Source organism: Streptomyces sp. NBC_00775 (genome assembly GCF_036347135.1).
Taxonomy (GTDB): Bacteria; Actinomycetota; Actinomycetes; order Streptomycetales; family Streptomycetaceae; genus Streptomyces; species Streptomyces lutosisoli.
Window position 1 is genome coordinate 1,971,912 of record NZ_CP108938.1, and the last position, 12,174, is coordinate 1,984,085.

Annotated in this window: 6 protein-coding genes and 2 pseudogenes; 3 read left to right on the forward strand and 5 right to left on the reverse strand. The window is 68.0% G+C overall.

Going from position 1 to position 12,174, the window contains the following annotated elements; genetic code table 11:
• Nucleotides 1-26 precede the first annotated feature (26 nt).
• The 4 genes from OIC96_RS08975 to OIC96_RS08990 all read right to left on the reverse strand — a co-directional run bounded on the left by OIC96_RS08975 (nucleotide 27) and on the right by OIC96_RS08990 (nucleotide 4,404).
• A complete protein-coding gene (locus OIC96_RS08975; protein WP_330308389.1) occupies nucleotides 27-899 on the reverse strand; it encodes a carbohydrate ABC transporter permease in 873 nt (290 codons plus the stop codon).
• Between the two features lies 1 nt (nucleotide 900).
• Nucleotides 901-1,827 carry a carbohydrate ABC transporter permease gene (locus OIC96_RS08980; RefSeq protein WP_330308388.1) on the reverse strand — a complete coding sequence of 309 codons (927 nt, stop codon included), beginning with the start codon at nucleotides 1,825-1,827 and terminating at the stop codon, nucleotides 901-903.
• 95 nt (nucleotides 1,828-1,922) lie between these two features.
• Complete coding sequence (locus OIC96_RS08985; RefSeq protein WP_330308387.1) at nucleotides 1,923-3,200, reverse strand: extracellular solute-binding protein; 1,278 nt, start codon at nucleotides 3,198-3,200, stop codon at nucleotides 1,923-1,925.
• Nucleotides 3,201-3,369: 169 nt separating this feature from the next.
• Nucleotides 3,370-4,404, reverse strand: coding sequence for a LacI family DNA-binding transcriptional regulator (locus OIC96_RS08990; protein WP_330308386.1), 1,035 nt, complete (start codon nucleotides 4,402-4,404; stop codon nucleotides 3,370-3,372).
• A gap of 264 nt (nucleotides 4,405-4,668) precedes the next feature.
• Between OIC96_RS08990 and OIC96_RS08995 the strand changes: the two genes are divergently transcribed.
• From OIC96_RS08995 to OIC96_RS09005, 3 genes and pseudogenes are all read left to right on the forward strand, one after another.
• On the forward strand, nucleotides 4,669-7,602 hold the full coding sequence (locus tag OIC96_RS08995; protein ID WP_330308385.1) for a GH32 C-terminal domain-containing protein: 2,934 nt from the start codon (nucleotides 4,669-4,671) through the stop codon (nucleotides 7,600-7,602).
• Between the two features lie 208 nt (nucleotides 7,603-7,810).
• Nucleotides 7,811-10,600, forward strand: a complete 2,790-nt coding sequence (locus tag OIC96_RS09000) for a GH32 C-terminal domain-containing protein (protein ID WP_330308384.1) — start codon at nucleotides 7,811-7,813, stop codon at nucleotides 10,598-10,600.
• A 274-nt stretch (nucleotides 10,601-10,874) separates the two neighbouring features.
• A pseudogene (locus OIC96_RS09005) lies at nucleotides 10,875-10,982 on the forward strand (IS5 family transposase); the annotation flags it as partial.
• 99 nt (nucleotides 10,983-11,081) lie between these two features.
• Here the strand turns inward: OIC96_RS09005 and OIC96_RS09010 are convergent.
• Nucleotides 11,082-12,146, reverse strand: a pseudogene (locus OIC96_RS09010) (acyl-CoA dehydrogenase family protein); the annotation flags it as partial.
• Nucleotides 12,147-12,174 lie beyond the last annotated feature (28 nt).

A 12,174-nucleotide genomic window follows, 5' to 3' on the forward strand; every position in this document is an offset into this window, starting at 1 on the left:
TCGGTGTGGAGGTCGACGGAGCGTGGTCAGCCCTTGACGCCGGTGGAGGCGATGCTGTTGACGAACGACCGTTGGAAAGCCACGAAGAGGGCCAGGATCGGCACGGTGATCATGGAGGAGTAGGCCATGATCTGGCCCCAGCCCACGTTCAGTTGGAAGAAGTAGGAGATGCCCACCATCACCGGTCGCAGGTTCTCGCTCTGCACGACCATGAGCGGCCAAAGGTAGGAGTTCCAGGCGGGCAGGAAGGTGAGGATGGCGACGGTGGCGACGGCTGGTCCGGACAGCGGCATGACGATGCGGCGGTAGATGGTGAACCAGCCTGCGCCCTCCATGACCGCCGCCTCGTCCAGTTCCTTGGGGATGCTCTGGAAGTACTGGTGGAAGAAGAAGATCGAGAAGGCGTTGGCGACGAACGGCACGATCTGCACCTGGTAGGTGTCCAGCCAGCCGGTGGTCCACTCCAGGTGGAAGCCGTTGATGCGCAGCAGCGGCAGTTGGTTGACCCACCACACCAGCGGCAGGGCGAAAGTCTCGAACGGCACGATGAGGGTGGCGATGATCGCGGTCAGGACGAGCTTCCGGCCGGGCCAGCGCATCCGTGACAGGGCGAAGGCGGCCAGGCTGTTGACGATGATGCCGAGTACCACGGTGATGGATGAGATCAGCACGGAGTTCAGCAGGAACCGTGCCGCCGGGACGCGCTGGAACACGGCGGTGTAGTTGTCCAGTGACAGGGCGCCGACTGGCAGGAAGGCACGCAGGGAGCCCAAGTCGCTGAAGATCTCGTCGTCCGGTTTGAAGGACGAGACCAGCATGAAGACGAGTGGGAGCGCGAAGACCAGGGTCAGGACGATACGGCCGGCGTGACCGCCGAGATGCTTGAGGAAGGAGGTCATGTCAGTCCTTCTCCCGGGTCAGGAATCGCTGGACGAGGGACACGCTCAGCACGAGCACGAAGAAGGCCAGCGAGATCGCTGCCGCGTACGCGGTCTGCTGCTGGTCGTAGCCGGTGTGCACCGCCTGATAGACGACGGTGGTGGTGGAGTCGAGCGGGCCTCCTTGCGTCATCACCCTGATCTGGGTGAAGAGGCTGAACGCCGCGATGGTGATGGTGACCAGCACGAAGGTGCGGGTGGCGCGCAGTCCGGGCCAGGTGACATGGAGGAAGCGGTGCCAGCGGGCGGCCCCGTCCAGGTCGGCGGCCTCGTACAGCTCGGCGGGGATGGTCTGCAGGCCGGCCAGCCAGATGATCATGTGGAAGCCGACGCCCTGCCAGACCGACATCAGGATGATGGCGGGCATGGCGGTGGCCGGGTCGCCCAGCCAGTCCGGGCCGTGGACATGCCCCAGGGTGAGTCCTGAGATCACGTGGTTGACCAGGCCGTCCTGCCGGTAGAGGAAGGTCCACAGGAGGGACACGACCACCATCGAGGTGACGACCGGCAGGAAGTAGACGGTGCGGAAGAAGTTGACGCCGCGCACCTTCGCGTTGACCAACAGCGCCAGCACCAGCGCGAGCCCGGCCTGGAGCGGGACGACGACGGCGGCGAAGTAGGCCGTGTTGCGCAGGGACTTGTAGAAGACCGGGTCCTGGAAGAGCAGGGTGAAGTTCCTCAGGCCCACGAAGCGGGCCGGAGTGGGCGAGATGAGCCTCGCGTCGGTGAACGCCAGGGCGAAGGCGAGGGCGACCGGTACGACGAGGAAGACGATCAGCAGCACGACGGCCGGGGTGGCCATGCCGAGGGCGGTGAGGCTCTCACGGCGACGGGCGTGCGTCGTTCGGGTTCGCCGGACCGGACGCAGCCGTTCAAGGGCTGCGATCATGGTGGTCACGGTAGCTCCAGAGGGAGCCGGTCCGGTTCAGGCGGCGCAGCGAGGCGCGGTCGGGGCCCGAACCGGACCGGGGCGGGGCGGGCGGGTCAGCCGGCGTAGTTGTTGTTCGTCTTCAGGTTGTTGTCGATGTCCTTCGCGGCCTGGCCGAGAGCGTTCTTGGGATCGGCACCGGCCAGGATGTCCTGGGCCGCCTTCTGGAACTCGGTGGAGATGTACGGGTAGGCCGGCGTGACCGGGCGCACCACCGCGTACTTGCGCGCGTACTGGACGAGCACATTGAACTTCCCGCCCGGCTGGTAACCCTCGACCTGCTTCGCGGCGGCGTCGGTGCCGGGGAGGGTGCCGGTGGCCTTGGCGTAGTCGACGAAGTACTTGGTCTGGCGGGAGAACTTCAGCCACGCCTGCGCGCCGGCCTTGTTGGAGCACGTGGAGCTCATGGCCCACTGCCAGGAGGCGCCGCCGATCTTGGGCCCGTTGCCGAAGTCGACCGGCGGGATGATCGCCAGGTCGTCGCCGAGCTTGTCGGCGTTCTTGGCCGCGTTCCAGCTGCCGTCCCACTGGATGGCGCTCTTGCCGGCCAGGAAGTCCTTGTTCGGGTCGGCTCCGGACTTCTTCGCGATGTAGCCCTTGGCCACCAGCGAGCGGAACCAGGTCGCCCATTCCTGGGAGTTCTTGCCGTCGAGGGTGCCCGAGGCGGTCTTGTAGCCGTCGCGGTCGATCAGGTCGCCGCCGAAGCTCTCCAGCTGCGGGGAGTATGCGTAGGGCCACCACTCGCCGCTGCCGCCGGTGCCCATCTCCAGCGGGTACGCGAACTTTCCGCCCTTCTTCAGCTTGGCCAGCGCGGAGTCGAATTCGTCCTTCGTCCAGGGCTTGTCGGTGGTCGGGATCCGGATGTCGTACTTGTTCAGCACCGACTTGCGGGCGAAGTGGGTCAGGGCGACGTCGTAGAAACCGAACCCGTAGACCTTGTTCTTGTAGCGGCCGACGGTGCTGGGCAGTTGGTCGGACAACGGTACCTGGCTGCCGGAGACGTCGATCGGGGACAGATAGCCGCCCCAGGCCCAGTTCGGTACGTTGGGGCCGTCCACATCCAGCAGGCAGGGCAGCTTGTGGGCCGAGGCGGCGGCCACGACGGAGTTGTTGTAGTCGCTCTGCGGGAACGCCTGGAGCTTGACCTTGTATGTGCTCTGGGAGCCGTTGAACTCCTTGATGATCTTCTTGACGACGTCGAGCTCGGCCGAGTTGCCGGCGTTGTGCGTCCACAGTGTCAGCGTGTTGCCGCTGGCTCCGGACGCGCTGTCGCCACTCCCGGTCGCGCATCCGGCGACCAGCGCGGTCGCCGCCGCGAGGGCTACACTCGCCACTGCGAGGCGCCTGGTTCTGAACACCACGAGGTTCCTCCATCTCACTGAGACGGGTCTTGCCGGACCCGCCCATGCGACCGGTTGCGACGGTCGCTGTTCTTGGTGGTCGTCCCGCCGCCCGGGGATCTTCGCTCCGGGCGGCGGGACAGCCGTTTTCGGGTGCCCGGTGTCAGCCCGCTGCGGGGGTGCCGATGGAGGCGCGTTCCTGCAGCGGCATGGGCACACGGTGTACGACTGCTTCGAGCGGTCCCTCGCCGAGGATCAACTCCACGGCAAGGCGGCCGAGTTGGTAGTGCGGCAGTTTCAGCGTGGTGAGCGCCGGGCGCAGTACGGACGCGATGTCCTGATCATCGAACGAGACCACCGATGCGTCGCCGGGCACCGACAGACCCGCCTCGCCGAGCGCCTGGTAGGCGCCGAAGGAGACGCGGTCGGTCAGGCACACCAGCGCCCGGGGGCGGTGGCCTGCCGCGAGCAGGGCGGAGACCTCCCGGTGCCCGTCCCGCGTGTCCCAGTCGCACTCGACGACACCGTCCAGGCGGGCGCCGCCCGCCCGCAGGACCTCCTCCAGGCCGCGCATGCGCTCGTTGCCGGCGATGATCCCCTCGGGCGTGGCCGGGATGGCCTGGTGGCCGCCGATCGCCCAGATGCCCTCGGTATGACCAGCTGCGAGCAGGGCACGGGCCGCGTCCCGGCCGGCCTCGAGCTCGTCCGGGACGACGGACGGCGCGTCGAAGCCGGGCGCCAGGCAGTTCAACAGGACCACCCGGCGACCGAACAACTCCTTGGGCGGAGTCACATACCGAGTGAACATGGACGCGTAGATCACCGCGTCGACCTGGCGGTCCAGCAGCGCGTGGACCAGTGACGACTCGGCGGCGCGGTCGCCGCCCGCCTCCGTGATGAACAGCAGGTGGTCCCGCTCCCGGGCAGCCTCCAGCGCCCCGCGGATCACATCCCCCGCGAACGGTGTCGTGGTGATCTGGTCCGACACGAACCCGATGGTCTGGGTCGACTTCGTCCGCAGGCTGCGCGCGGTGACGTTGGGGCGATAGCCCAGCTCCCGGGCGGCCTCCAGGACACGTGCGCGGGAGGAGTCGGCGATGCGCATGTCGGTGCGGCCGGACAGGGCGAACGACGCGGTCGTCGGCGAGACGCCTGCCTTGCGGGCGACGTCGGCCATGGTCACACGACGTTCAGGCATCAGCGGCTCAGCTCCGTTGTTAAATCGGATTAGCAAGGTGTGACGAGACTGATGCGCTCTTCGCCCGGTGTCAACACCTCGGACATATCAAGTAGAGATATGCCGACCTTATGTGACGTTTTGCGCGGCCTTCAGGTAACGCCCAGGTAAATCGGCATGCGTTAGCTCTTGCTTTAGCAGGAGCGGCGCGCGAACGATGCCGAGCCACCGGTTAAACCGATTTGGCAGGGCGTCAGACCTGTCGCGCACCCTCAGGAGTCAGCCATGAGGAGAAGAACAGCCCTCAGTGTCGTATCGGCTGCCGTCGGCGGCGCCATCGTTCCCCTCGCGTTCGTTCCCGCACCGGCAGCCGCCCAGGAGCGGCGCAGCCCTCAAAGCCCCACCGCCCGCTGGGACTTCGACGAGCGCACCGGCACGGTCACCCGCGAGGCGGTCTCCGGCACCGCCGACCCCATCGGTTACGTCTTCGACGACGCCCGCTACAAGCCCGACGGCGATCCCGTACGGCGCCGCGGAGTGCGCGGCCGGGCACTGTATTTCGACGGCTACTCGACCGTCGTCACCGCCGACGGCCCCGGCAAGCTCGACCCCGCCGGGGGCTTCACGCTCGACGCGTGGATCGCCCCCTACGCCTACGAGCAAGGCATCGACGGCAAACCCCAGGCCCTGGTCAACCAGCACAACCCGGACGCGAAGACCGGATTCCTGCTCGGCCTGCGCCGCTTCGGTCAGATCGTCTTCCAACTCGGCTTCGGAACCGACCTGATCGAGGTCAAGGGAGCCTCGGACCAGCCTGCCGTCAAGGGCCGGTGGACGCACCTCGCGGCCACCTACGACCCGGCCGCCCGGCAACTGCGCCTCTACCGCGACGGCCGGCTGATCGGCACCGCCACCACCCCGGACAAGGCCCCCGTACTGGCCTCGGACGAGCCGCTGCTCATCGGGCTGCACAACACACCCACGCTGCTCAACGGCGAGTTCCACGCCAACATGTACATCGGCCTGATGGACAGCCTCGCGATCCGCCCGGGCACCCTGGACGATACGGCGGCGCACAAGGAGCACGCCGACACCATCGCGGCTCTCCCCGGCCATCGCGTGCCCCGGCCGGACCTGGCCCAGCAGCGGGCCCGCTACGACGGCGACCGCCACCGCCCCCAGTTCCACCTGCTGCCGCCCTGGCACTGGATGAACGAGCCGCACGCGCCCGTGTACTTCAAGGGCAAGTACCACATCTTCTACCAGCACGATCCGTTCGGCCCGTACTGGGGCCAGATCCACTGGGGGCACGCGGTCAGCACCGACATGGTGCACTGGCGAGACCAGCCCATAGCCCTCGCCCCCGCCGCGGACTCGGTCGCACCGGACGGCTGCTGGTCGGGCTCGGCCCACGTCGACGGCGACCGCGGCCCCGTGCTCTTCTTCACCGGCGGCGACGACCGGCTGCCCTACCGCCAGCGCACCGGGCTCGCCGTGTCCTCCTACCCGACCGACGGCGACACGGACCTGCCCACCTGGACCATGAAGTCCGAGCCGGTCACCGAAGCCCCGGCCGCCCTCCCGGCGGGCCCCGGCACCGCGTGGGCGGAGAACTTCCGCGACCCGTTCGTCTGGGAGGAGGACGGCGTCTGGTACCAGCTGACGGGCAGCGGAATCGTCGACTACGACGGCACACAGGTCACCAAGAAGTACGGCGGCACCGCGCTCGTCCACACCGCCCGCCGACCCGAGGGCCCCTGGACGTACCAAGGCCCCCTGCACTGGAACGATCTCACCAAGGTGCCCGAGCCCGGCGAGGCGTGGGAACTGCCGGTCCTCCTCCCGCTCCCCGGACCCACGGGCAAGCGCACCGGCAAGCACATCCTGCTGGTCAGCCCCTGGTGGGAGGCGTTCAACTCCAACGCCGTCAAGCACACGTACTACTGGATCGGCACCTTCGACAAGGACGCGTGCCGCTTCGTGCCCGACCACGAAAAGCCCCGCGAGTTCGATTTCGGCGAGCACTTCACCGGCCCGTCCGGCTTCGTCACTCCCGACGGCCGGTCCGTGCTCTTCAGCATCACCCAGGACCGCCGCAGCGAACAGCAGCACGCCCAGGCCGGCTGGGCGCACAACGCCGGAATGCCCGTCAGCGTCTCGCTTCGCCAGGACGGCGCCCTCGGCGTCGAACCGATCGCCGAAGCGGCCACCCTGCGGGGCCGACGACTCGCCAAGATTCGCCAGACCTCGGTGAAGGACGCGAACCGCCAACTCGCCGACGTCTCTGGCGACCTGCTGGACATCGAAGCCGTCATCGAGCCGCGCGACGCCACAACCATCACCCTGACCGTTCGGGCCAGCGACGACGGCAGCGAGCAGACACTGCTCTCCTACGACACGACCAAGCGGCGCTTCTCCATCGACCGCAGCCGCTCCAGCCTCGACCCGGACGTACGCAAGAGTGCCCACGGAGGGACCGTGGAACTCGACGGCAGCCGACTGACGCTGAGGGTCCTGCTCGACCGCTCCATGCTGGAGGCGTACATCAACGGCACCAACAGCCTGACCAGCCGCGTCTACCCGACGCAAAAGGACGCCACCGGCTTGCGGCTGACCAGTGAGGGCGGCGCCGCCCGGGTCGTGTCCCTGGACGTCTGGCGCATGAACGGCGCCTACGACACGTCTGTCGCCCCCGCCGCCTACGACCCGCCGCGTCCGAAGGACGTCGACGCCCTCCCCAACCACGACTTCGCCACCGGGGACCTCACCGGATGGACCGTCGTCTCGGGCACCACCTTCAGCGACGCCAGCGTGACCACCCGCACCGACTGGGGCTGGGGCGGACCGTTCTACCAGGCCGAGACCGAAGACGACGCGACCGGCCACCACCTGTGGGGCTACAACCCGGACGCAGGCGGCGACGACGCGGTCGGCGTCCTCCGCTCCGACACCGTCACCCTCGGCGGAGACGGCGTCGTCGATCTGCTCGTATCCGGCGGCAACGACCTCGACCGACTCTACGCGGCCGTCGTCCGAGCCGACGACGGCAAGGTGCTGGCCAAGGCCACCGGTCGTGGTGGCGAGCAGTACCGCCGAGTCGCCTTCGACCTGTCCGCCCACATCGGTGAGCGGATCTACGTCGAGGTCGTCGACAAGGCGACGGGCGGCTGGGGCCACATCAACGTCGACGACGTCAACGTGCCCGTCCAACGCCCCTGACCACCGGCACACCCTGTTCCACGCTCTCGAGGCCGTGTCGTGGGCCCGCACTCAACCACGCGAACCAGCCTGCTCAACAAACCTCAACACCCCATCGGAGGTCTGCATGCGAACGCGCTCACCAGCGATATCCGGGACAGGATCCCCGGGCAGCCTGCTACGCATACTGCTCGCACTCGTGGTCTGTCTCGGCCTGACAACGCCCCTCATGTCGCAGCCGGCCAGCGCGAGTGAGAGCACCCTGTCCAACCCCGGCTTCGAGACAGGCGACCTGAGCGGTTGGACCGCCACAGGCACGGCCTTCAACGGATCCGTCACCGACCAGCCGGGCTGGGGGTGGGGCTGCTGCTTCAACCACCAGGGCACCTACCACCTGTGGGGATTCGCGGGCGGCGGCGACGCCCCCACGGGTACCGTCACCTCCGAGCCGTTCACCCTGACCGGCACGGGAATGGTCAGCGTTCTGGTTTCCGGCGGCCGCAACGACGACCAGCTCTACGTCGCCCTGACGACCCTGGACGGCACCATCCTGCACAAGGCCACCGGAACCGACGACGAGGCGTACCGCCGCGTCACCTGGGACGCGCGCGAGCACCTGGGTGAGCAGCTGCGCATCACTGCGGTCGACCAGGCCACCGGCGGCTGGGGACACATCAACCTGGACGACGTGAGAGTCGGTCTGGACAAGGCGCCGGATCCGGGCCTCGAGGGACTGGCCACCTATTGGGACTTCTCCGAGGGCCAGGGCACCGCAACCACGGAGCGTGTCAGCCAGAGCGCGGACCCCATCAGCTACGTCTTCAACAACGCGGTCTACAAGCCGAACAGCGACCCGCTGTGGCGTCCCAAGCGACAGGAGGACGGCGTTCTCTCCGGCGCCCTTCTCTTCGACGGGTACTCCACCTGGGTCACCCGCGCCGCATCGCAGACCCAGATCCCGACGGACGGCATGACCGTCGAAGCCTGGGTCGCACCGCGCGCCTTCGAATGGGGCGACGAAGGCAAGCCCTCGGCGGTCGTCAACCAGCAGGACAAGGCAGCACACCGAGGGTTCTCGCTCGGCGTCGGCCGGCACGGCGTGTGGCAATTCGGCATCGGCACCGGTGACGCCTGGTACGAGACGGCGGTCCCCCAATCGGCAGCTCTGGCCGCAGGCAAGTGGGCGCACCTCGCGGGCGTCTTCGCACCGAGCGAAGGCACGATCACGCTGTACGTGAACGGCGCGCAGGTCGCCCAGACCGCCATCCCCACCACGGCCCGCCTGGCCAAGGCCGACGTTCCACTGCTCATCGGCCGCCACAACCAGCCCGCGATCATCAACGGCACCTTTGCCGTGAACATGTTCAATGGCCTGATCGACGAGGTGAAGGTCCACACCAGCGCGCTCACCTCGGAGTCCGTGAGGGCCAGCCACGAGCACGATGTACAGACATTCGCCGGGGGCAGCATCCCCGAGGCCCGTATGGCCATGGATCGCTCACGCTACGACGGCGACCGCTACCGCCCGGGCTACCACTTCACGGCCCCCAACCACTGGATGAACGAGCCGCACGCCCCCATCCAGGTCAACGGCAAGTACCACCTCTTCTACCAGCACAACTCCCACGGTCCCTACTGGCACAACATCAGTTGGGGGCATGCGGTCAGCGAGGATCTGGTGCACTGGCGCGACCTGCCCGTCGCTCTCGCGCCCACCGCAGGAAGCGTGGCGCCCGACGGTGTCTGGTCCGGTGGCTCGACCCTCGACGAGAACGGCGTCCCCGTCCTGCTGTTCACGGCCGGCAACGATTCCCAGCGCCCCAACCAAGCGGTCGGACTCGCGCGCCCTGTCGACCCCAGCGACCCGGACCTGGTCGAGTGGAAGATGTACCCGACCTTGGTGACCAGCCAGACCGCCGATCTGGACGTCGGTGCCGGACGGAAGGTCCGCTTCGGAGACTTCCGCGACCCGTCCGTGTGGAAGGAGGGCGACACCTGGTTCCAGTTGGTCGGCTCGGGAGTCCAGACCACCTCGGGGCAAAACGTCGGCGGCACGGCGCTTCTCTACACCTCCAAGAACCTCACCGACTGGACCTACTCGGGGCCTCTGATGGTCGGTGACGTGGCGGCCCACCCCAAGACCGGCCAGGTCTGGGAGCTTCCCACCTTCCTGCCCATCGGCAAGGACGCCCAGGGCCGCCAGCGACGGGCGCTGCTCGTCAACCCGGCCTTCCCCGACGGCCCCGGCGAGTACAGCAGCAAGTACGTCTACTACTGGGTCGGTACCTGGGACGCCCAGGCGCGCCGCTGGACGCCCGACACCACCGAGCCCAGGCTGCTCGACTACGGCGATCACTTCACCGGGCCCAGCGGCACGGTCGACGACAAGGGGCGCTCCCTCGTCTTCAGCATCGCGCAGGACCGGCGCACCGAGCGCGCCCACTACGACGCCGGCTGGGCCCACAACGCCGGACTCCCCATCCAACTGTCCATGCGCCCTGACGGAGACCTCGGATTCAGCCCCGTCGAGGAGGTCTCCCGGCTTCACGTGGGCGAACCGCTCCTGGACATCAGCGAACAGACCTCTGTCGCCGACGCCAATGCGCGCCTGGCCGACATCAAGGGGGACATGCTCCACATCAAGCTGACCCTGGAACGGGGCAGCGCCGACACCTTCGGACTCGATGTGCTCCGCAGCCCCGGGGACGAAGAGCGGACCCGCCTGTTCTACGACGCCCCAGCCGGACAACTGGGTGTCGACCGAACACGATCCGGAAACAACTCCAGCGTCGACGCCGACCTCGGCATCCAGAAAGGCCCGCTGACGCTCTCCAACGGAGAGTTGTCACTGGATGTGTTCCTGGACCGCTCGATGATCGAGGCATACGCGAACTCGCACAAGTCCATCACCACCCGCGCCTACCCCTTCCGGCAGGACTCCCTCGGCCTGCGGCTCTTCGGCGACGGCACTGTTGTCAAGTCCATGACCGTCTGGAAGATGGGCAAGCTGACCGACTGACTCAGAAGCCGTATCTCAACCGATCTTGGAACGTGTGGATCGAACGGAGTTCCTGGTCGGGTGATCTTCCGACGGTACGCGTATGCAGGCAGGGCCTCACGGTAGCTCGGGGGTGCGATCCCATTCCGAGCGGTTCCCGGAGGCCCTGTTGTCGTTGTTGTACGCGCTCGAGCCCGTTGACTTCAACTCGCCCGCCGCGTCGTGTGATTGCCTCGCGCACGTGTACGGCAACGCGGCCGATCGTCCCGATCGGGTGCGCCGGTATCCGTCGGACATGTCGGACGCGGAGTGGGCAGCCATCCGGCCGTTGTTGCCGGTGCCGGCCTGGCTTCAGGGGCGGGGCGGCCGGCCTGAGGGCTACTGTCACCGGCAGCTGCTGTACGCGATCCGCTATCCGATCGCGGGCGGGATCACGTGGCGGGCGATGCCAGTTCGGCGAGGGACGCCCGGTCGGGGTCAGCGCGTCCAGTCCGAGAACGTCCATGGCCAGCTCGGTGGCCTGCTGGTGGTACTCGCTCCAGAGCAGCTTGAACGCGGCGGCGGCGGGACCGGGTTCCTCTCCGGCGATCAGTGTGGCGGCGGTGCGCAGCCCGTGGCAGCGCAGTTGCTCGACCTGGATGTGACACCAGGCGATCCGGCGGCGGATGTCCGGGTCGTGGTGCAGCCCACGCTCGCGGGTCAACTCGATCAGCCGCTCCAGTTCGTTGCGGAAGCGGATCGGAGCCCTGAGCGCGGTCGCGCCGCGCTCGAAGCCCAGCAGCGTCATCGCAACCGCCCAGCCGCGGTCGACTTCTCCCACGACCAGGCCGAGTTCGGTGGTCGCGTCGTCGAAGAAGATCTCGTTGAAGTCCGCCTCGCCGGTGAGGTTGCGGATCGGGCGGATGTCGATGCCGGGCTGGTCCAAGGGGACGAGAAGCATGCTGATGCCGCGGTGTGCCGGGGCGTCGGGGTTGGTCCGGGCCAGGACGAACGCCCAATTCGCCTTGTGTGCACCGGAGGACCACAGCTTCTGCCCGTTCAATACCCACTGGTCGCCATGCCGTTCGGCCCGCAGGGAGAGCGAAGCGAGGTCCGAGCCGGCGCCCGGCTCGGAGAAGCCCTGCGCGAAGACGTACTCGCCGGACGCGATCCTCGGCAGAAAGCGGCGCAACAGGTTCGGGTCGCTCCAGCGCAGCATGGTGTTGCCGAGCATGGTGATGCCGAAATCGTCGTTGTCCGAGCCGGACGGGACGCCGGCCGCAGTCAACTCCTCAATGACGACGGCCAGTTCCGCTGGCCCGAGGCCGGCGCCGCCGTACTCCCGCGGCCATGCCGGGGCAACCCAGCCGCGCTCGGCCAGCGCGGCCCGCGTCTTCTCCTGAAACGTGTCGCGCTCGATCGGGTCCAGGGCGCCGATGCCCTGCCAGTCCGACGGGACCAGGTCCGCGACGAATGCCTGCACCGAAGCGCGGAAGCTGTCGGCCGGCTCGCTGCCCTGCGGTTCCACCAAGACCTCCTGGTGTGATCGGTAAGCGAATGACCAGAACAGTTGCGTAGATAGACTCACTAGTCAATGCTGGGCGCCATGGATCTCC